Here is a 20,409-nt window from a genome sequence, read left to right as displayed (position 1 = left end):
GTGCACGCGTTCTGTCGGTGGGGTCGCCTACGGTCGGACCGACGAGGCCGGTCGGCCGGCCGCGCCGTCCGAGCGATGCCGCCGAACGAAGGTGACGACCCACATGGCGAACAGCACCATCGAATCAGACCGCGACTTCCAGGAGCTCGCCGACCCGTACCGCCGGGAGCTGCTGGCGCACTGCTACCGGATGCTCGGCTCGATCCACGACGCCGAGGACCTGGTCCAGGAGACCTTCCTGCGCGCGTGGCGCTCGTACGGCGACTTCGAGGGGCGCTCGTCGCTGCGGACGTGGCTGTACCGGATCGCCACGAACGTGTGCCTCACCGCGATCGACCAGCGCGGCAGGCGGCCGATGCCGTCGGGGCTGGGCGCGCCGAGCGACGAGCCGGAGCGGCCCGTGGTGGCCTCGCCGGAGGTGCCGTGGCTGGAACCGGCGCCCGACGTCGTCGTCGGCGCCGACGCCGCCGACCCCGCCACGATCGTCGCGGCCAGGGAGAGCACCCGGCTGGCGTTCGTCGCGGCGCTGCAGCACCTGCCCGCCAAGCAGCGGGTGGTGCTCATCCTGCGGGACGTCCTGAAGTGGCGGGCCGCCGAGGTCGCCGAGCTCCTCGACACCTCCACCGCCGCGGTCAACAGCGCGCTGCAGCGGGCGCGGGCCCAGCTGGAGGAGGACACGCCCCTGCGGGACGAGCTCGTCGAGCCGACCGACCCAGACCAGCGCGAGCTGCTGGAGCGGTACGCCAAGGCGTTCGAGGACGCCGACATCACCGGCCTCATCGAGCTGTTCAAGAAGGACGTCGTCTGGGAGATGCCGCCGTTCCCCGAGTGGTTCGTCGGCGCCGACGTCGTCGTGCGGCTCATCCTCGCCCAGTGCGGCCCCGCGCCGGGCGACATCCGGATGGTCCCGGCGGCCGCCAACGCGCAGCCCGCGTTCGGGCTCTACATGCGCGACGACGAGGGCGTGCACCGCGCGTACCAGCTGCAGGTGCTGAGCGTCACCGGCGACGGCGTCGCGCACGTCTCGGCGTTCTTCGACACGACCCTGTTCCCGCTCTTCGGGCTGGCCGAACACCTCTGATCAGCGCCCCCCTCTTCCACTGGACGGAAACCGCCCTCCGGCGCGCCCGGCGCGGCCTGCCAGGGTGGTGGGACGCGACGTGGGAAGGGGAGGCGTATGGAGAAGATCGTGGCCTCGGCGGCGATGCCCGGGCGGCCGCGCGCGACGGCAGGGGGGAAGCGGGCATGACGCACCCGCCGTACCTGTACCCGGGGTACAAGAGCACCGTGCTCCGCGCCCCGTCGCAGGAGCTGGTCATGCCGAAGCTCGGCCCGGACAGCGTCGAGCTGACCTCGCCCGTGTTCGGCCACCAGGAGCTCGGCCGGCTCGACGAGGACCTCACCGTCCAGCACTCCGGGGAGCCCCTCGGCCAGCGGATCACCGTGACCGGCCGGGTCCTCGACGGCGCGGGACGGCCGGTGCCCGGCGCGCTCGTCGAGATCTGGCAGGCGAACGCGGCCGGCCGCTACGACCACCTCGGCGACATCCACCCGGCCCCGCTCGACCCGAACTTCACCGGCGCCGGGCGCTGCCTCACCGGCGGCGACGGCCGCTACCGGTTCGTCACGATCAAGCCGGGCGCCTACCCCTGGGGCAACCACCACAACGCCTGGCGGCCCGCGCACATCCACTTCTCGGTGTTCGGCACCGCGTTCACCCAGCGGCTGGTCACCCAGATGTACTTCCCCGGCGACCCGCTGTTCGCCTTCGACCCGATCTTCCAGTCGATCCCGGACGAGCGCGACCGCGAGAAGCTGATCTCCCGGTTCGACATGGACCTCACCGAGCCGGAGTGGGCGCTCGGCTTCGAGTGGGACATCGTCCTCGGCGACACCCCGACGGAGACCTGATGAGCACTCCCGCACCGGCCGCCTCGGCGGCGACGCCGTCCCAGACGGTCGGCCCGTTCTTCGGCTTCGCGCTGCCGTACGCCGGCGGCCCGGAGGTCGTGCCGCCCTGGCGGGCGGACGCGATCCAGGTGCGCGGGCGGGTCCTCGACGGCGCGGGCGAGCCCGTGCCCGACGCGCTGCTGGAGATCTGGCAGCCCGACGCGGACGGCCGGACCGCGCGCGGCCCCGGCGGCCTCGTCCGGGCCGGGCACGGCTTCTCCGGCTTCGGCCGGTGCGGGACCGACGCGGACGGCGGCTACTGGTTCAGCACCGTCAAGCCCGGCGCGACCGGCGAGAACGCCCCCTACATCGCGGTGCTCGTCTTCGCCCGCGGCCTGCTCAAGCCCGTCCTCACCCGGCTCTACTTCCCCGAGGACGCGGCCGCGCACGCCGCCGACCCGCTGCTCGCCGCGGTCCCGGACGAGCGCCGCGCGACCCTCGTCGCCGAGCGGGCGGGCGAGCGCGGGTACCGGTTCGACATCCGGCTGCAAGGGGAGGGGGAGACGGTCTTCCTTGCCTTCTGACGACCGCGACCCGGTGCCGCCGGACGCGGGGCTGCTGTCCCCGGTCCGGGCGGGCACGGAGGCGGAGGCCGCGACGAGCGACCTCGCGTACCTGACCGCGATGCTGGACGCCGAGGCGGCGCTCGCCCGCGCGCAGGCCCGCCTCGGGATCATCCCCGCGCAGGCGGCCGAGACGATCACGGCCGCGGCCGCCGACGCCGGCCGGTTCGACCTCGTCGCGATCGCCCGCCGGGCCCGCGGGTCCGGCAACCCCGTCGTGCCGCTGGCCGCCGACCTGCGCGCCCTCGCCGGAGCCGCCGGCGAGCACGTGCACAAGGGCGCCACCAGCCAGGACATCGCCGACACCGGCGCGATGCTCGTCGCGGCCCGGACCAGGCGCGTCGTCCTCGCCCATCTCGACCGGGCGGCGGACGCGCTGGCCGGGCTCGCCGCGCGGTACCGCGACACCCCGACGGCGGCCCGCACGCTCGGCCGGCAGGCGCTGCCGACGACGTTCGGCGCGAAGGCCGCGAACTGGCTGATGGGCTGCCTGGAGGCACGGGAAGGGCTGGCCGCCGTGCCGCTGCCCGTCCAGCTCGGCGGCCCCGCCGGGACCCTCGACGCCTTCGGCGACCGGGCCCTCGACCTCGTCGCCGCCTACGCCGAGGAGACCGGGCTGGCGCGTCCGGTGCTGCCCTGGCACACCCGCCGCACGCCCGTCGCCGGCCTCGCGGCGGCGCTCGCGGTGACCGCCGGCGCCCTCGGCAAGATCGCCACCGACGTGTGGCTGCTGGCGCAGAGCGAGGTCGGCGAGGCCGCCGAGGCGGCGGGCGCCGGCCGGGGCGGCTCGTCGTCGATGCCGCACAAGCGCAACCCGGCGCTGTCCGCCCTGGTCCGCTCGGCCGCGCTGCAGGTCCCGGCGCAGGTCCAGGTGATCCTCGCCGCGCAGGCGGCGCCGCACGAGCGCCCGGCGGGGGAGTGGCACGCCGAGTGGCAGCCGCTGCGCGAGTGCCTGCGCCTCACCGGCGGCGCCGCCGAGACGGCCGCCGAGCTGCTGGACGGCCTGGAGGTGTCCGCCGAGCGGATGCGGGCCGCCCTCGACGACCTGCTCGGCGTGCTCGGCGGCGACCCCGGCACCGGCGCCGCCGCCGTCCTCGTCGGCCGGGCCCTCGACGCCTACCGCAGGAGCCGCGGATGACGGCGCCGCAGTACCGCCTGGACGGCCCCGGGGACGCGCCGGTCGTCGTCCTCGGCCCCTCGCTCGGCACGTCCATGGACCTGTGGCTGCCGCAGCTGCCCGCGCTGGCCCGTTCGTGGCGCGTCCTGCGCTACGACCTGCCCGGCCACGGCGGAGCCCCGGCGCCGGACCGCCCGTTCACCGTCGACGACCTCGCCGGCGGGATCCTCGCCCTGCTGGACGGCCTCGGCATCGAGCGCGCCGCCTACGCGGGAGTGTCGCTCGGCGGCGCGGTCGGCACGGCCCTCGCGCTGCGCGCCCCGGCCCGCGTCGGCAGCCTGGTCCTCGCCTGCACGTCCCCGCGCTTCGGCGACCCGGGGCCCTGGCGGGACCGGGCCGCCCTCGTCCGCCGCGAGGGCGTCGGCCCGGTGGCCCGGTCGGCGGCCGCGCGCTGGTTCACCCCCGCGTTCGCGGACGCGGAGCCGTACGTGGCGATGCTCCGGGCGACCGACCCCGAGGGCTACGCGGCCTGCTGCGACGCCCTGGCCGGGTTCGACGCCACCGGGCGGCTCGGCGGCGTCCGCGCGCCGACCCTGGTGATCGCCGGTGCGCAGGACGGCCCGACGCCGCCGCGCGGCCACGCCGACCGGCTGGCCGGCGGGATCCCCGGCGCCCGGCTCGCCGTCATCGAGGGCGCCGGGCACCTCGCGAACGCGGAGCGGCCGGCCGCGGTCACCGGCGAGATCACCGCGCACCTCGACCGCACCTGGAAGGGACACGACCGATGAGCGGGGAGCCCAGAACCGACGGGCCCGTGAACGACGGGCCCGTGAACGACGGGCCTATGAACGACGGGGAGCGGCACGCGCAGGGCATGCGGGCGCGCCGCGAAGTGCTCGGCGACGCGCACGTCGACCGCGCCGAGGCCCGCAAGAACGACTTCACCGCCGACTTCCAGGACATGATCACCCGGTACGCGTGGGGCGAGATCTGGAGCCGCCCCGGCTTGGACCGCCGGATCCGCAGCTGCATCACGCTCACCGCGATGGTCGCCGGCGGCCACCTGGACGAGCTGGCGATGCACGTGCGCGCCGCGGTCCGCAACGGCCTGACGCGCGAGGAGATCAAAGAGGTGCTCCTGCAGACGGCGATCTATTGTGGGGTGCCCGCCGCGAACTCGGCCTTCGCCGTCGCCCAGCGGGTCCTCGACGAGCCGGACGACCCGGCCGGAGTGAGCGGGCCGGAGTGACCGGGTTGGAGTGAGATGGCGGAGCGCGCGCGGCCGGTGAGCGTGGCGGGCAAGGTGATGGCCATCCTGAACGCCTTCGCGCAGGGCGGCGTCCGCCTGAACCTGAGCGAGATCTGCCGCCGCTCCGGGCTGCCCCTGGCGACCGGCCACCGCCTCGTCGGCGAGCTGGTCGGCGGCGGCTTCCTGGAGCGGGTGCCGGACGGCACGTACCGCATCGGCACCCGGCTGTGGCGGATCGGCAGCCAGGCCCCGGCCGTCACCGGGCTGCGCGAGCTGGCCCTGCCGCACATGGAGGACCTGTACGAGGCCACGCACGACAACGTGCAGCTCGGCGTCCTGCGCGAGGACCGCGTGCTGATCGTCGAGCGGCTGCGCGGCACCCGCTCGGTGCCGGTCGTGACGCAGGTCGGCGCGACGCTGCCGCTGCACACCACCGGCGTGGGCAAGGTGCTGCTGGCGTACGCGCCGCCGGAGGTGCGGGAGAAGGTCCTGGAGGGCGGGCTGGCCCGGCACGCGGTGCGGTCCATCACCGACCCGGCCAGGCTGCGCCGCAACCTGGAGCAGGTCCGCCGCTCCGGCTACGCGCTCACCCGGGACGAGATGACGCTCGGCGCCGCGTCCGTCGGCGCCCCGGTGCGGGACGGCGCGGGCGACGTGGTCGCGGCCATGTCGCTGGTGGCGAACACGCGCGGCGCCGACCTGCGCCGGCTGCTGCCGCCGCTGACGACGGCGGCGCGCGCCCTGTCCCGGGACGTTGCCGCCCACTGGCGCGGCGATCCCGACGCCTTTTCCGGTGAGCGGAAGGCCGGCGCCTGAACCTGCGACGACGCACGCCAGCATCGCTGGTGACCGATGACGAGGAGGCTCGATGCGCACCCAGGTCGCGATCATCGGCGGCGGCCCCGCCGGACTGCTGCTGTCACATCTGCTGCACCTGCGGGGGATCGACTCGGTGGTGCTGGAGCGCCGGGACCGCGACTACGTGGAGCACCGGCAGCGGGCCGGGATGCTGGAGCAGGGCACGACCGACGCGCTGCGCGAGAGCGGCGCGGGCGCGCGCCTCGACCGGGAGGGCCTCGTCCACCACGGGCTGGAGCTGCGGTTCGGCGGCGCGGGGCACCGCGTCCCGCTGACCGAGCTGACCGGCCGGACGGTCACCGTCTACGCGCAGACCGAGATCGTCAAGGACCTCGTCGCGAAGCGGCTCGCGGACGGCGGCGACGTCCGCTTCGAGGCCGAGGTCGTGGGCCTGGACGCCGCCGCGCCGAGCGTGACCTTCCGCAGCGGCGGCGAGACGCGCACCCTCGACTGCGACTACATCGCGGGCTGCGACGGGTTCCACGGCGTCAGCCGCCCGGCGGTGCCGGGCCTGCGGACGTTCTCGCGCGAGTACCCGTTCGCCTGGCTCGGCATCCTCGCCGACGTCCCGCCGTCCACCGAGGAGCTGGTCTACGCCAACCACGACCGCGGCTTCGCGCTGCACAGCCTGCGGTCGCCGCAGGTCAGCCGGCTGTACCTCCAGGTGCCGCCGGACGAGGACATCGCCGCCTGGTCCGACGCCCGGATCTGGGACGAGCTGGCGGCGCGGTTCGCCACCGACGACGGCTGGAAGCTGCGCGAGGGCCCGATCACCGACAGGTCGATCACGCCGATGCGCAGCTTCGTGGCCGAGCCGCTGCGGCACGACCGGCTGTTCCTCGCGGGGGACGCGGGGCACATCGTCCCGCCGACCGGGGCGAAGGGGCTCAACCTGGCGGTGTCGGACGTGATCGTCCTGGCGCGGGCGCTCACCGAGCGGTACGCCTCGGGGTCGGAGACGCTGCTGGACGGCTACTCCGACGCGTGCCTGAAGCGGGTGTGGCGCGCCGAGCACTTCTCGTACTGGATGACGGCGCTGCTGCACGTCGACCCGGCCGCGAGCGACTTCGAGCGGCGGCTCCAGCGCTCCCACCTGGACTATGTGGCCTCGTCGGAGGCGGCCAAGACGTCCCTGGCGGAGAACTACGCGGGCCTTCCCATCCTCTAGGGGCTCCCCGGCCCCCGGACGGCGCCAGTGAGATGCACATCACGCGAATTGGCAGTGCCTGAAATTTTGCCGCTTGGGCAAGTTCGGTTTAGCGTGGACGGGTCACGGGTGAGATGTCCGCGTTGCGCGATGACCGACTGGGGGAGTCCTTGGCCACGCTCCTGTACCGGCTGGGCCGGTTCTCCTACCGCAGGCGCCGGCTCGTCGCGCTGCCTGCTCCTGCTGGTGTTCCGGTCGCTGCTCGTGCCGCTGAAGGCGACGCTCGGGTTCCTGCTCACCGTCGCGGCCACGTTCGGCGCGGTCGTCGCCGTCTTCCAGTGGGGCTGGCTCGCCGGGCTGCTCGGCGTCGCGGAGACCGGCCCGATCATGAGCATGATGCCGATCTTCCTGATCGGCGTGGTGTTCGGGCTCGCCATGGACTACCAGGTCTTCCTGGTGACCCGGATGCGCGAGGAGCACGTGCACGGCGCGTCCCCCACCGAGGCCGTCGTCACCGGGTTCCGGCACGGCGCGCGGGTGGTCGCCGCCGCCGCCGTCATCATGATCGCGGTGTTCGCCGGGTTCATCGCCGCCGCCGAGCCGATGATCAAGATGATGGGGTTCGCGCTCGCCGCCGGGGTCGCCTTCGACGCCTTCGTGGTCCGCATGACGATCGTCCCCGCCGTCATGGCGCTGTCCGGCCGCGCCGCGTGGTGGCTGCCGACGTGGCTGGCGCGTGCCGTGCCCAACGTGGACGTGGAAGGTGAGAGGCTTCGGCATCTGCTCGACGACGCCGAAGGGAGAGCCGGCGAGCGGGAGCCGGCTCCAGCCCGGACCTGACCCGCCCGGACCGCCCCCCGCATGGACCGGACCCGCCCGGCCCCGAACCGAAGGACAGCGATGTGAGCCTTCTCGACCGACCGTCCCAGGCGGGCGGCGCACCGGCACGGCCGCGCCGGCTCCCCCGCCGCCCCGGGCGGCGGGACGCGGACGGCGCGGGCCGGCCGGGCGGCCGGCCCCGGGCCGTCCGCGAGCTGCTGCTGATCATCGCGCTGTTCACCGTCTACAAGCTCGGCCGGCTGCTGGCGAGCGGGCGGGTCGCGGAGGCGTTCGACAACGCCCACCGCGTGTGGCGGCTGGAGCGCCTCCTCGACCTGCCCGCCGAGACCGGCGTCCAGCAGGGGCTGATGCACAGCCAGTTCCTGGTGAGCGCGGCCAACTGCTACTACGCGTACGTGCACTTCCCGGCGGCGATCCTCTTCCTGCTCTGGATCTACCTGCGGCGGCCCGTCCACTACCGGTGGGTCCGCCGGGTCATGGTCGCGCTGACCGCCGTCGCGCTCGTCCTGCACCTGCTCGTCCCGCTGGCGCCGCCGCGGATGCTGCCCGCGACCGGGCTCATCGACACCGCGGCGCGGTTCGGCCCGGCGGTGTACGGGCCGCCGCAGACCGACACGGTCGCCAACCAGTACGCGGCCATGCCGTCCCTGCACATCGGCTGGGCGGCGGTCATCGCGCTCGGCCTCATCGTCACGGCCCGGACGCGGTGGCGCTGGCTCTGGCTCCTGCACCCGGCGGTGACGATCGCGGTCGTGGTCGGCACCGCCAACCACTACTGGCTGGACGGCATCGTGGTGCTCGCCATGCTGGCGGTCAGCGCCCTGCTCCTCCGCCCGCCCGCCGCACCCGCCGCGTCCGTCACGGCCGCCGCGTCCGGCGGCGGGGCGCCGCCCGCCGCGCCCGGCTAGCCGGCCGGCTCCGCGCCGAGCGTCTCCAGCAGCTCGGTCACCGGCTGCAGCTTCTCGTACAGCAGCAGGACGGGCTCGCCGGGCTCGGCGAGGTCCAGCGCCGACGCCAGCGCCCCCTTCAGGTCGCCCGCCGGGTGGTGGCTCACCTCCGGGCGGCCGTCCCGCAGCCCCTGGACGATCAGCCGGGTCATCTCGCCGGAGCGGCGGCCGCGCAGGTCCTCGTCCTCGTAGACGACGACGCGGCCGAACGTCCCGGCGAGGGCCCGCGCCGTCTCGCCGACCAGCTCGTCGGACCGGTCGCCCGGCAGCGTGACCGCGGCGACGCCGCGGGAGCCCCAGCGCCGCTCGACGAACGCGCCCATCGCCGCGACGGCCGCCGGGTTGTGCGCGTAGTCGACCAGGACCGGGTTGTCGCCGACCTGGTACACGCAGCCCCGGCCCGGATTGCGGGTGTGCGGGTCGAACGAGCGCAGCGCGCGCGCCAGCACGTCGAGGGGGACGCCGAGGGCGCGGGCGGCGGCGGACGCGGCCAGCGCGTTCGCGAGGACGTGCGCGGCGTGCCCGCCGAACGCGCCCGCCACCTCCGCGGCCGGCAGGATCGGGGTCCGGCGGTCGCCGCGCGCCTCGGTCAGCCAGCCGTCCGCCACGCAGTAGCCGAGGCCGCCGCCGCGCAGGTGCCGCACGAGGACGGGCGCGTCCGGCGACAGCGCGAAGAAGCGCAGCACCGGCTCGCGCCGCAGGACGGCCGGACGCGCGGCCAGGCTCGCCGACGCCTCGTCCTCGGCGTTCAGGACGACGTGCCCGCCGCGCCGGATCTCCTCGGCGACCAGCGCCTTGATGTCGAGGAGGTCGTCCACGGTCTCGGTGTCGTCCACGCCGAGGTGGTCGCGGGTGACGTTGGTGACGATCGCGACGTCGGCCCGGTCGTAGCCGAGGCCGCGCCGGACGATGCCGCCCCGCGCGGTCTCCAGGACGGCCGCCTCCACGGACCGGTCGCCCAGCACCATCTCCGCCGAGCGGGGGCCGGACGCGTCCGACACGTGCACGAGCCGCCCGCCCACGTGCACGCCCTCGGTGCTGGTCATGCCGGTGCGACGGCCGTCCAGCTCCAGCGTGTGCGCGATCATGCGGACGGTCGTCGTCTTGCCGTTGGTGCCCGTCACCGACACGACCGGGATCCGCGACGGCGTCCCCGGCGGGTACATCAGGTCGATGACGTCGCCGGCGACGTCCCGTCCCGTCCCCTCGTGCGGCGCCAGGTGCATCCGCAGGCCCGGCGCGGCGTTGACCTCCAGGATCCCGGCGGCGCCGCGCTCGGCGGGCGGCGGCGAGGCGATGTCGGGCAGCCGCAGGTCGATGCCGCACACGTCCATGCCGACGGCGGCGGCGGCCCGCACGCACATGGCGGCGACCTCGGCGTGCACGTCGCCGGTCACGTCCCGGCTGGTGCCGCCCGTGGACAGGTTCGCGTTGCGGCGCAGCCACACCCGCTCCCCGTCGCCGGGCGCAGAGTCGGGGGCGTGGCCCTGCCGCGCCATCAGCGCCAGCTCCGTCGGGCCGAGCACCAGCCGGGTCAGCGGCCGGTCGTGGCCCTCGCCGCGCGCCGGGTCGGCGTTGACCCGCTCCACCAGTTCCGCGACGGCGGCCGTCCCGTCGCCGGTCACGCACGCGGCGGTCAGCTCCGCCGCCGCCACGACCCGGCCGCCGACCACGAGGACCCGGTAGTCGTTGCCGGGGATGTAGGACTCGACGAGGACCTCGCCCTCGTCGCCGGCCGCCGCCGCGAACGCGGCCACCACCTCCGGCGGGTCGGTCAGCTCGATGTGGACGTTCTCGCCCTGGTGCCCCGCGAGCGGCTTGACGACGACGGGCCCGCCGATCTCGCGCAGCGCCTCCAGGGCCGCCGCCGGCGACGCCGCGACCCGCCCCTCCGGGACGGGGAGGCCAGCGTCCGCGAGCACCCGGTGCGCGAGCCGCTTGTCGCCCGCGACCTCCATCCCGATCGCGGAGGTGGTGTCGGTCATCGCCGCCCACACCGTCCGCCGGTACCGCCCGTAGCCGAGCCGCAGCAGGTTGAGGTCGTCCACGCGGCGGACGGGCACGCCCCGCGCCCGCGCGGCCCGCGCGAGCGCCGCCGTGCTCACCCCGAGCCGCTCGCACTCGTGCTGGGCGGCGACCTCGGCGAGGTCGCCGGACACGTCGGGCACCTGCCCGGCGAGTGCGCCGGTCACCGTCCGCAGGGCCAGCGTGATCAGCCGCTCCACCACCGTGCCGCCGGGCGGCTCGTCCCGGGGGCACTCCAGGATCACGTCGTAGTCGGCGGGCCCGCCCGCGCGGACGGTGCGCCCGAAGAACACCTCCCGGCCGATCAGCCCGGACAGCTCCAGCGTGACGTGCTCGGTGACATGGCCGAAATAGGTGCCGCGCGCCATCGCGTCCAGCAGCCCGCCGGGGCGGCCCGCCGAGCAGTGGTGCCCGGCGAGGCCCGGCAGAGCCTCCACCAGGCGTTCGGCGAAGCCGGGATGGTCGGTCGTCTCGTGACCGGTCAGGCCCTGCAGGTCGAGGCGCGCGATCGCGACGGGACGGGACAGGTAGACGTTCGGGCCGCTCAGGCGGCGCACATGATCGAGCCGCACCGCTACTCCTCCTCCGGGCCGCGCATGTTGCCGATCGCGGGCAGCTTGTCGTGCATCTGGAAGGTGCAGCCGGCCGGCAGCAGGTGCAGCGACACGTCGAACATCGCCATCGGCTCGTCGTCCGAGGCGGCGTAGGCGATGGTGGACTGCCCGGCGTCCACGACGGTCACCACCCCCGTCCCGACGACCTCGAACTGGCCGTCGCCCACGACGATCGCCGTGTCCTCGTCTATCCCGACGCCCAGCAGCCGGGTGTCCAGCGCGATGCCGCTCATCAATCGCGGCAGCCGCCCGCGCTCGTTGAAGTGCATGTCGATCAGGACGTTGTCGAGCAGGGCGAGGCCCGGCCCGACCTTCACGCTGGAGGCGGCGACCTCGTGGCCGTGCCCGCCCAAGATCATCCAGTGGCCCATGGCGGTCGCTCCCGCGCTCGTCCCGGCGATGACCAGGCCCTCCTGGTCCAGCCGGCGTTTCAGCAGCTCGTTGGTCCTCGATCCGACCAGGGTCCGGATCCGCGACTGGTCGCCGCCGCTGAACAGGACGCCCGTCGCCGCGTCCAGCGCGCGCAGCGTCGCCGCGTCGTCGGCCGCGGCCCGGCCGAGCAGCCGCAGCTCCCGCACCGACGGCACGCCGAGCCGCCCGAACACCCCGGTGTACTCCTCCGCGACCTCCTCGGGCACCTCCGTCGCCGTCGTCACGACCACGATCCGCGCGTCCTCGGCGCCGGCCAGCTCGACGAACGTCTCGAGCGGGCCCGACCCGCAGGTCCGGTTCTCCGCCCCACCGATGATCAGCAGCCGGCCCTTGCGTCCGGCGCCCGCGTTTTTGTCCTTCACATCCAGCCAACTACCCCTGATGACAGCGGGTAGTCGCGCGATCGCGAGGAGCCGCGGCCGGACCCGGCCCGGGTGCTGTGCCATGCTGTGCGGATGAGCGGCAGCCCCGTTCCCCCGGACGTCCCCGCCCGGTCCCCGGCCGGGCCGTCCGCCGCGCTCGCCGCCGCGTCCGCCCACTACCTGCGGGGCGAGCCGATCGACATGTCGGCGCTGGCCGCCGAGCTGGGCGTCGGCCGCGCCACGCTGTACCGGTGGGTCGGCAGCCGCGAGCAGCTTCTCGGGACGGTCCTCGCGGAGATGACCGAGCGGACGTACCGCATCGCGGTGCGCGGCGTCGGCGGGACCGGCGCGCCGCGGATCCTCGCCGTCCTGGAGCGCTTCATGCGCGCGGTCGTGGAGGCGGCGCCGCTGAAGGCGTTCACCGAGCGCGAGCCGCGGCTGTTCATCCGGCTGGCCACCATGCCCGGCACCATCGAGGACCGCGCGACCGAGCTGCTGACCCGTGAGCTGCAGGCGGAGATCGACCGCGGCGCGCTGAGCGTCCCGCTGCCGACCCGGACGCTCGCGCAGGCGATCGTCCGGGTCGCCGACTCGTTCATGTACGCCCACTACCTGGGCGGGAACCGGCCCGAGATCGACCAGGCCCTGGTGGTCGTCGAGCTGCTGCTGCGCCCGTGCGCGCCCGGCGCCGGGACGAACGGCCGGGAATCTTCCGGCCCGGCCGAACGCTGAATCTTTGACGAGGAATGACTGCTTTGTGGCATTCGCCCGCCATGAGAGGCTTAGCCATTGGACGCATCGTCGAAAGAGGGACGGCCGGGCCGTGAGTGACATCCCCCGCCGCGCGGTGACGCGCACCGCCAAGCTGGCGACCCTCCCGCTGGGGTTCGCCGGGCGCACCGCCCTCGGGTTCGGCAAGCGGACCCTCGGCCGCCCCGCCGAGGCCGTCGCGCTGGAGGTCCAGCGCCGCACCGCCGAGCAGCTGTTCGCCGTGCTCGGCGAGCTGAAGGGCGGCGCCATGAAGGTCGGCCAGCTGCTGTCGATCTTCGAGGCCGGGCTGCCGGAGGAGATCGCCGGCCCGTTCCGCGCCAGCCTGACCCGGCTCCAGGAGTCGGCGCCCCCGATGCCCGCCGCCACCACGCACAAGGTGCTCGCCGAGGGCCTCGGCGAGGACTGGCGCGACCACTTCGCCGAGTTCGACGACCGCCCGGCCGCCGCCGCGTCCATCGGGCAGGTCCACAAGGCGGTCTGGCACGACGGCCGCACGGTCGCGGTCAAGGTCCAGTACCCCGGCGCCGCGCGGGCGCTGATGAGCGACTTCAACCAGATCTCCCGGCTCAGCAGGCTCTTCACCCCGCTGTTCCCGGGCGTCGAGGTCAAGCCGGTCATCGCCGACCTCAAGCGCCGCCTGGAGAAGGAGCTCGACTACGTCGACGAGGCCCGCGCGCAGACCGCCTTCCACGACGCCTACGCGGACGACCCCGACTTCGCCGTCCCCGCCGTCGTCGCGCAGGCGGGCAACGTGCTGGTCACCGAGTGGCTGGACGGCACCCCGCTCGCCAAGGTCATCGCCGCGGGCGACCAGGACGCCCGCGACCGCGCGGGGCTCCTGCTGTTCCGCTTCCTGCTCTCCGGCCCGGCCCGCTGCGAGATGATCCACATCGATCCGCACCCGGGCAACTTCCGCCTCCTGGACGACGGCCGCCTCGGCGTCCTCGACTTCGGCGGCGCCGCCCGCGTCCCGGCCGAGCTCCAGTGGTCGATCGGCCGCCTGCTGCGCATCGGCACCCTCGGCGACCCCGACGAGATCGTCGACGCCCTCTGCGACGAGGGCTTCCTCGTCCCCGAGGCCGAGGTCGACCCCGAGGAGATCGCCGCCCTCGTCGCCCCGCACGCCGCCCCCTTCGCGGTGGAGCGCTTCCGCTACTCCCGCGAATGGCTCCGCGAGCAGACCGCCCGCGGCCTCGGCCTCGCCTCCGACATGCGGCCCGGCGCCCTGGCCCGCGCCTTCCGCCTCCCGCCGCAGTACCTCGCCGTCAGCCGCGCCCTGTCCGGCTGCGGCGGCGTCCTCTGCCAGCTGGAGGCCGAGGGCGCCTTCCGCGCCGAGGCCGAGCGCTGGCTGCCGGGCTTCGCCGAGGACGACGATCCGCCCCTGGACGACCAGACCGAGGCCACCGCCTAGCCCCGCAGCGCGGCGGCCTCCTCCTGCTCGACCTGGCGGTTCCAGTCGCGCTTGCTCGACTGCCAGCCGTCCTCGTCGCGGCCGCGCCGCCAGTAGCCGGAGATCGACAGCCGGTCCAGCGGGATGCCGCGCTCGACGCGGAGGTGCCGGCGCAGCGTCTTGACGAAGCCCGCCTCCCCGTGGACGAAGGCGCGCACCTCGCCGTCCGGGAAGTCCAGCTTCTGGACGGCCTCGACCAGCAGGTCGCCGACCTGCCCGGCGCCGCGGTGCAGCCAGACGATCTCGGCGCCGGCCGGCGCCGGGAGGCGCTGCTCCTCCTCGGGGCCGGCGACCTCCACGAAGACGCGGGCCGCGGCGCCGCCGGGGACGCGTTCGAGGGCGGCCGCGATCGCGGGAAGGGCGCTCTCGTCGCCGGCGAGCAGATGCCAGCCGGCGTCGGGACGGGGCGCGTAGGCGCCGCCGGGCCCGTTGAACAGGATCTCGTCGCCCGGCCGCGCGTTCGCCGCCCACGGGCCCGCGAGCCCCTTGTCGCCGTGGTGGACGAAGTCGATCGTCAGCTCGCGCGCCGCGGCGTCCCACGCGCGGACGGTGTAGGTGCGGGTGCTCGGCCACTGCTCGCGCGGCAGCTCGGCGCGCACCCGCTCCATGTCGAACGGCTCGGGGTAGGCGGCGCCCGGCCGCGGGAACAGCAGCTTCACGTAGTGGTCGGTGAATTCGCCCGCGCCGAACTCCGAGAGCCCCGCACCGCCGAGGACCACCCGGATCATGTGCGGTGTGAGGCGCTCGGTGCGCAGCACCGTCCCCCGGTGGATCGCGCGTCCCTTGCGTGCCGGTTCCGTCGCCATGCGGTCCTCCGATGATCCGGATCACAGTACTTAGGTAAACCTAACCTGCGCGGAGGTCCGCTTTGTTCCGGACGCGCCGCCCGGCGGGGGCGGATCGGCGCTCCGGCGGCGTCCCGGTCAGCCCGCGCCGCGGGTCCGGGCGACCTCGGCCGCGAGCGCCTCGAACGCGGCGTCGGTCTCCTCCCCGGCGACGAGGGTGGCGAGGGTCGACTTGACGATGACCACGTCGTGGCGGGGCGACACCCAGATGAGCTGGCCGCCGAGCCCGTTGGCGGAGAAGCCGCCGTCGTCGCCGAGCCACCACTGAAGGCCGTAGCCGCGGTTGAAGGGGGCGGACGGGCGCGTGGACTCCGCCACCCACGAGGCGGGGACGACCTGGCGCCCGTTCGCCTTCCCGCCGTTCAGGTAGAGGAGGCCGAACCGCGCGAAGTCGCGGTCGGTGGCGTAGTAGCAGCAGTACCCCATGCTGTTGCCGTTGGAGTCGTTGCCGAGGTAGGCCGTGGACGCCATGCCCGCCGGGCCCCAGATCTTCTCCTGCACGTAGGAGTGGTACGGCGTCCCGGTCGCCTTGGCCACGACCCAGGAGAGCACGAACGAGTTCATGCTCGTGTACTCGAACCTCGTCCCGGGCTCCCAGCCGCGCTTCCGCTGCTTGGCGAGTTCGGTCAGCGGGTATCCGAGGCTGGCGGCGACGTGCACGAACGGGACGTCGTAGGTCTCCGTCCACTCGATGCCCGACGACATCCGCAGCAGGTTCCGCAGGGACACGCCGTCGTATCCGGAGCCCTTGAGCTCGGGGACGTACTCGGTGACGGGGTCGTCGATCGAGTCGATGAACCCCTCGCCGAGGGCGACGCCGACCGCCGCCGAGGTGAACGACTTCGCCATCGACCACGATTGGAAGAGCGTGTCGCGGTTGGTCGTGACGTAGCGCTCGAAGACGATGTCGTGCCCGTCGAGGACGACGAATCCCTGCGTCCCCGTCCGGGCGAGGTAGTCGTCGAGCGTGTGCTCCCGCCCCTCGTAGGTGTAGGCGACCGACAGCGCCCGGGGCGCCTCGCGCAGCTCGACCGGGTCGGACGAGGGGAGCAGCGGGTCGAATCCGGCCGCGTACCCGGTGACGGCGGCGGGCGGCGCGGGCGGTGCGGGCGGCGGGGCCGCCCGGGGAGCGGCGAGCGCCGGGGGAGCGGCGAGGGCGGCGGCGGTGGCGAGTGCGAGGGTGAGCGTCCAGCGTCTGCGGCGCATCGGACCTCCGTGGGGGCGGGGCGGCCGGGGTTCCGCCCCCGATGGTGATCGAGCCGGCGCCGCGCGTCCATGCGGTCGGCGACGAAAATCCGCGGCCGGGCGTGCGGATCGGCGAACGGTCCGGCGGCCCGGGCCGGGCGGCCCTCCGAACAGGGCCATCTGCGATACGTTCGGGGGACCCCGCGCGACCCCCTCAGCCGCCCGTGCCCGGAGGAACGATGTCCGTGCTCGCCCAGTTGCTCACCGCCGTCGCCGACGGCTCGGTCGAGATCGTCGACCTGACCGCCCCGCTGTCGGAGCGCACGCCGATCCTCCAGCTGCCGGAGCCGTTCGCCAACACCGTCCCGTTCCGGCTGAAGGAGATCAGCCGGTACGACGACCGCGGTCCCGCGTGGTACTGGAACGACATAGAGACCGGCGAGCACGTCGGCACCCACTTCGACGCGCCCGTCCACTGGGCCACCGGCCGCGGCGGCGAGGACGTCTCGCAGGTCCCGCCCGGCCGCCTCGTCGCCCCCGCGGTGGTGCTGGACGTGTCCGGGCGGGTCGCGGACGACCCCGACTTCCTGCTGGAGATCGACCACGTCCGGGACTGGGAGAAGGCGCACGGCCCGCTCCCGGACGGCGGCTGGCTGCTCTACCGGACGGGCTGGGACGCGCACTCCGGCGACCAGGAAGCCTTCCTCAACGCCGACGGGAACGGCCCGCACACGCCGGGCATCTCCGCCGAGTGCGCCCGGTGGCTCGCCGAGGAGACCCCCGTCCTCGGCCTCGGCGTGGAGACCGTCGGCACCGACGCGGGCGGCGCCCACGGGTTCGACCCGCCGTTCCCCTGCCACTCCTACTTCCTCGGCGCGGGCAAGTACGGCCTCACCCAGCTGCGGAACCTCGACCGGCTGCCCCCGCGCGGCGCCGTGCTGCTCGCCTCGCCGCTGCCGATCGTCGGCGGCTCGGGCAGCCCGGCCCGCGTGCTCGCGCTGATCGAGCGATGAACGTCGCGGAGGCCGTGGGGGAGGCTCTCGCGCGGCTCGGCGCCCGCACCGTCTTCGGGGTGGTCGGCAGCGGCAACTTCCACGTGACGAACGCGCTCGTCGCGAACGGCGCCCGGTACGTCGCCGCGCGGCACGAGGGCGGCGCCGTGACGATGGCGGACGCGTACGCGCGGGTGGGCGGCGGCCTCGGCGTCGTCAGCGTCCACCAGGGGCCCGGCCTCACCAACGCGGTCACCGGCATGGCGGAGGCCGCCAAGAGCCGCACTCCGCTGCTGGTCGTCGCGGGCGAGGTGGCCGCCGCCGCGGTCCGCTCCAACTTCCGGATCGACCAGGCGGCGGTCGCCGCGGCGGTCGGGGCCGTCCCCGAGCGGGTCCACTCGCCGCAGACCGCGCTCGACGACGTGGCGCGCGCCTGCCGGACGGCGGTCGCCGAGCGCCGCACGGTGCTGCTCGGCCTGCCGCTGGACGTGCAGGGCGCCGCCCTCCCGGACGCGGGCGAGCGCCGGTCCGCCCCCGCCGGCCGCCGGCCGCTGCCGGTCCGGATCCCGCCGCTGCCGGTGCCGCCGCCGGCGGCGGTCGCCCGGTTCGCCGACGTCCTGCAGGCGGCCCGGCGGCCGGTGTTCATCGCCGGGCGCGGCGCCCGGCTGTCCGGCGCGCGCGAGCCGCTCGGCGAGCTGGCCGGACGCTGCGGCGCGCTGCCCGCGACGTCCGCCGTCGCGCGCGGCCTGTTCACCGGCGACCCGTTCGCCCTGGACGTCAGCGGCGGGTTCGCCACCCCGGCCGCCGCGGAGCTGATCCGCCATGCCGACCTGGTCGTGGGCTGGGGCTGCTCGCTGACGATGTGGACGACGCGGCACGGCGCCCTCATCGGCCCGGACGCGACGGTCGTGCAGGTCGACGCGGACGCCCGCGCCCTCGGCGCGCACTGCCAGGTCGACCTCGGCCTGATCGGCGACGCCGCCGAGACCGCGCGGGCCGTGCTCGCCGAACTGGCGGCGCGCGGGCACGCGGCCACCGGGTACCGGACGCCCGAGGTGGCGGAGCGGCTCGCCCGCGAGGGCCGCTGGCAGGACGTCCCGTACGAGGAGCACCCGCCCGGCAAGGACGACGCCGACGGTCCCCGCGTCGACCCGCGTACGCTGACGATCGCCCTCGACGCGATGCTGCCCCGCGAGCGCACGGTCGCCGTCGACTCGGGCAACTTCATGGGCTACCCCGCGATGTTCCTGGACGTCCCGGACGGCGACGGCCTCGTGTTCACCCAGGCGTTCCAGGCGGTCGGACTCGGCCTCGCGACCGCGATCGGCGCCGCGGTGGCGCGCCCCGACCGGCTCACCGTCGCCGCCCTCGGCGACGGCGGCGCGCTGATGTCGGTCGCGGAGCTGGAGACCGCCGTCCGGCTCGGGCTGGGCCTGCTCGTGGTCGTCTACGACGACGAGGCGTACGGCGCGGAGGTGCACCATTTCGGGCCCGGCGGGCATCCGCTGGACACGGTGACGTTCCCGCCGGCGGACCTGGCCGCGATCGGCCGCGGCTTCGGCTGCGCGGCGGCGACCGTCCGGCGCCCGGACGACCTGGCCGCGGTGGCCGACTGGCTGGCGGGCCCGCGCGACCGGCCGATGGTCGTGGACGCCAAGGTCACCCGCGGCCGGCCCGCCTGGTGGCTGGCGGAGGCGTTCCGCGGCCACTGACCCGAGTCCGGCCGTGTAGCCCGCCCTCCGGTGGGAACCATCCCGCCGTTGTGATCACGTGGCTGGACGGCGCCGGGCGCCTGTGATGCCGACAATGTCGGCAAGGACCCGTTGACCGGTCTTGTTGGACGTATCTACGTTCGCGGCGGTTGTGCCTCACGTCACACGTCCTGGAGGAGGAGCGATGACGCGACCGCCGCGGGTCCCCGAACTCGCCCGCGAGATGGCGGCGGAGTTCGCCGGCACCATGATCTTGATCCTGTTCGGCTGCGGCGTGGTCGCCCAGGTCGTGGCGGGCAGCGGCCTCGGCGAGGCGCAGAGCCTCGGCGGCCACGACGCCATCGCCTGGGCGTGGGGCATCGCGGTGACGCTGGGCGTCTACGTCTCCGCGCGGATCAGCGGCGGGCACATCAACCCGGCCGTGACCGTCGCGCTCGCCGTGTACAAGGGGTTCCCCTGGCGCAAGGTGCTGCCGTTCTGCTTCGCGCAGACGCTCGGCGCCTTCGTCGCGGCGCTGATCGTCCGGTGGAACTACACCGAGATCCTGAACAAGTTCGACCCGGGGCTGACGACCAAGACGCAGTTCGTCTTCTCCACCATGCCCGGCAACGGGTCGCTGCCGATCCACACCTGGGGCGCGTTCCGCGACCAGATCATCGGCACCGCGATCCTGCTCTTCCTGGTCCTCGCCCTCACCGACCTGCGCAACGCGCCGCCGCTGGCCAACATGGGGCCGCTCATCATCGGCCTCGTGGTGGTGGCGATCGGGATGGCGTTCGGCTCCGCCGCCGGGTACGCGATCAACCCGGCCCGCGACCTCGGCCCGCGGCTCGCCCAGTACCTCACCGGATACGGGACGGCGTGGCGGGACCAGTACGGGGACTTCTATTTCTGGGTGCCCATCGTCGCCCCCCTGATCGGCGGCGTGCTCGGCGCGGGCCTCTACATTCTGCTCATCGGGCGGAACATCCCGGACGAGGAGGAGGGCCCCGAGCCGAGTCCGGAGTACGACGTTTCCTGACGGGGCCCGTCCCCGCCGGCAGAAAGGGAGAGTCATGGCCGACTTCGTCGGAGCCCTCGACCAGGGCACGACCAGTACCCGTTTCATGGTCTTCGATCACGGCGGGAACGAGATCGCCCGTCACCAGTTGGAGCACGAGCAGATCCTGCCGCGGGCGGGGTGGGTGGAGCACAACCCGACCGAGATCTGGGAGCGGACGCGCGCGGTGGTGCAGAGCACGCTGAACAAGGCGAACCTGGGGCATTCGGATCTGGCCGCGTTGGGTGTCACCAACCAGCGTGAGACGACCGTGGTGTGGAACCGGCGGACCGGCCGCCCGTACTACAACG

General features: G+C 74.8%; 20 protein-coding genes. 16 read left to right on the top strand and 4 right to left on the bottom strand.

Annotated elements, in window-relative coordinates; genetic code table 11:
* The first annotated feature begins 103 nt into the window (after positions 1–103).
* The 10 genes from ACA511_RS34965 (at position 104) to ACA511_RS34920 (ending at position 8,632) form a co-directional block, all read left to right on the top strand.
* The gene (locus tag ACA511_RS34965) at positions 104–1,081 is read left to right on the top strand and encodes a sigma-70 family RNA polymerase sigma factor (protein ID WP_375028991.1); all 978 of its coding nucleotides are present in this window, start codon (positions 104–106) and stop codon (positions 1,079–1,081) included.
* A gap of 164 nt (positions 1,082–1,245) precedes the next feature.
* Positions 1,246–1,911, top strand: coding sequence for a protocatechuate 3,4-dioxygenase subunit beta (gene pcaH, locus ACA511_RS34960; protein WP_375028990.1), 666 nt, complete (start codon positions 1,246–1,248; stop codon positions 1,909–1,911).
* Positions 1,911–2,474, top strand: a complete 564-nt coding sequence (gene pcaG / locus ACA511_RS34955) for a protocatechuate 3,4-dioxygenase subunit alpha (protein WP_375028989.1) — start codon at positions 1,911–1,913, stop codon at positions 2,472–2,474. The genes pcaH and pcaG overlap by 1 nt, the downstream gene beginning before the upstream one ends.
* Positions 2,464–3,651: a 3-carboxy-cis,cis-muconate cycloisomerase gene (pcaB, locus tag ACA511_RS34950; RefSeq protein ID WP_375028988.1), complete on the top strand. Its 1,188-nt coding sequence runs from the start codon at positions 2,464–2,466 to the stop codon at positions 3,649–3,651. The genes pcaG and pcaB overlap by 11 nt, the downstream gene beginning before the upstream one ends.
* The gene (gene pcaD, locus ACA511_RS34945) at positions 3,648–4,418 is read left to right on the top strand and encodes a 3-oxoadipate enol-lactonase (RefSeq protein ID WP_375028987.1); all 771 of its coding nucleotides are present in this window, start codon (positions 3,648–3,650) and stop codon (positions 4,416–4,418) included. The genes pcaB and pcaD overlap by 4 nt, the downstream gene beginning before the upstream one ends.
* 41 nt (positions 4,419–4,459) lie before the next feature.
* Positions 4,460–4,879 carry a 4-carboxymuconolactone decarboxylase gene (pcaC, locus tag ACA511_RS34940; RefSeq protein WP_375028986.1) on the top strand — a complete coding sequence of 140 codons (420 nt, stop codon included), beginning with the start codon at positions 4,460–4,462 and terminating at the stop codon, positions 4,877–4,879.
* A gap of 15 nt (positions 4,880–4,894) precedes the next feature.
* The gene (locus ACA511_RS34935) at positions 4,895–5,695 is read left to right on the top strand and encodes an IclR family transcriptional regulator (RefSeq protein WP_375028985.1); all 801 of its coding nucleotides are present in this window, start codon (positions 4,895–4,897) and stop codon (positions 5,693–5,695) included.
* A 52-nt stretch (positions 5,696–5,747) separates the two neighbouring features.
* Positions 5,748–6,905, top strand: coding sequence for a 4-hydroxybenzoate 3-monooxygenase (locus tag ACA511_RS34930; protein WP_375028984.1), 1,158 nt, complete (start codon positions 5,748–5,750; stop codon positions 6,903–6,905).
* A 129-nt stretch (positions 6,906–7,034) separates the two neighbouring features.
* Positions 7,035–7,724: an MMPL family transporter gene (locus ACA511_RS34925; RefSeq protein WP_375028983.1), complete on the top strand. Its 690-nt coding sequence runs from the start codon at positions 7,035–7,037 to the stop codon at positions 7,722–7,724.
* 62 nt (positions 7,725–7,786) lie between these two features.
* Complete coding sequence (locus ACA511_RS34920) at positions 7,787–8,632, top strand: phosphatase PAP2 family protein (RefSeq protein WP_375028982.1); 846 nt, start codon at positions 7,787–7,789, stop codon at positions 8,630–8,632.
* On the opposite strand, the gene cphA is transcribed toward ACA511_RS34920, so the two are convergent.
* Positions 8,629–11,268: a cyanophycin synthetase gene (gene cphA / locus ACA511_RS34915; protein WP_375028981.1), complete on the bottom strand. Its 2,640-nt coding sequence runs from the start codon at positions 11,266–11,268 to the stop codon at positions 8,629–8,631. The genes ACA511_RS34920 and cphA overlap by 4 nt on opposite strands.
* A gap of 2 nt (positions 11,269–11,270) precedes the next feature.
* Complete coding sequence (locus tag ACA511_RS34910; protein WP_375028980.1) at positions 11,271–12,104, bottom strand: cyanophycinase; 834 nt, start codon at positions 12,102–12,104, stop codon at positions 11,271–11,273.
* Positions 12,105–12,197: 93 nt separating this feature from the next.
* On the opposite strand from ACA511_RS34910, the gene ACA511_RS34905 reads away from it, so the two are divergent.
* Together ACA511_RS34905 and ACA511_RS34900 are read left to right on the top strand one after the other, a co-directional pair.
* Entirely contained in the window at positions 12,198–12,836 is a 639-nt protein-coding gene (locus ACA511_RS34905) for a QsdR family transcriptional regulator (RefSeq protein WP_375028979.1), read from the top strand.
* A 91-nt stretch (positions 12,837–12,927) separates the two neighbouring features.
* Positions 12,928–14,286, top strand: coding sequence for an ABC1 kinase family protein (locus ACA511_RS34900; protein ID WP_375028978.1), 1,359 nt, complete (start codon positions 12,928–12,930; stop codon positions 14,284–14,286).
* Here ACA511_RS34900 and ACA511_RS34895 read toward each other — a convergent pair.
* On the bottom strand, positions 14,283–15,131 hold the full coding sequence (locus ACA511_RS34895; protein ID WP_375028977.1) for a siderophore-interacting protein: 849 nt from the start codon (positions 15,129–15,131) through the stop codon (positions 14,283–14,285). The genes ACA511_RS34900 and ACA511_RS34895 overlap by 4 nt on opposite strands.
* A gap of 117 nt (positions 15,132–15,248) precedes the next feature.
* Positions 15,249–16,376: a serine hydrolase domain-containing protein gene (locus ACA511_RS34890; protein WP_375028976.1), complete on the bottom strand. Its 1,128-nt coding sequence runs from the start codon at positions 16,374–16,376 to the stop codon at positions 15,249–15,251.
* Between the two features lie 218 nt (positions 16,377–16,594).
* Between ACA511_RS34890 and ACA511_RS34885 the strand changes: the two genes are divergently transcribed.
* The 4 genes from ACA511_RS34885 to ACA511_RS34870 form a co-directional block, all read left to right on the top strand.
* Positions 16,595–17,368, top strand: coding sequence for a cyclase family protein (locus ACA511_RS34885; protein WP_375028975.1), 774 nt, complete (start codon positions 16,595–16,597; stop codon positions 17,366–17,368).
* Positions 17,365–19,059, top strand: a complete 1,695-nt coding sequence (locus tag ACA511_RS34880; protein ID WP_375028974.1) for a thiamine pyrophosphate-binding protein — start codon at positions 17,365–17,367, stop codon at positions 19,057–19,059. The genes ACA511_RS34885 and ACA511_RS34880 overlap by 4 nt, the downstream gene beginning before the upstream one ends.
* A 184-nt stretch (positions 19,060–19,243) precedes the next feature.
* Positions 19,244–20,080 (top strand): MIP/aquaporin family protein, encoded by an 837-nt coding sequence (locus tag ACA511_RS34875; RefSeq protein ID WP_375028973.1) that lies wholly within the window; start codon positions 19,244–19,246, stop codon positions 20,078–20,080.
* A gap of 34 nt (positions 20,081–20,114) precedes the next feature.
* Positions 20,115–20,409, top strand: a 295-nt coding sequence (locus ACA511_RS34870) for an FGGY family carbohydrate kinase (RefSeq protein WP_375028972.1), incomplete at its 3' end; no start/stop codon positions are given.

The sequence above is a fragment of the Actinomadura sp. GTD37 genome (assembly GCF_041951365.1).
GTDB lineage: Bacteria > Actinomycetota > Actinomycetes > Streptosporangiales > Streptosporangiaceae > Spirillospora.
This window is presented reverse-complemented; position numbering and strand designations above follow the sequence as displayed.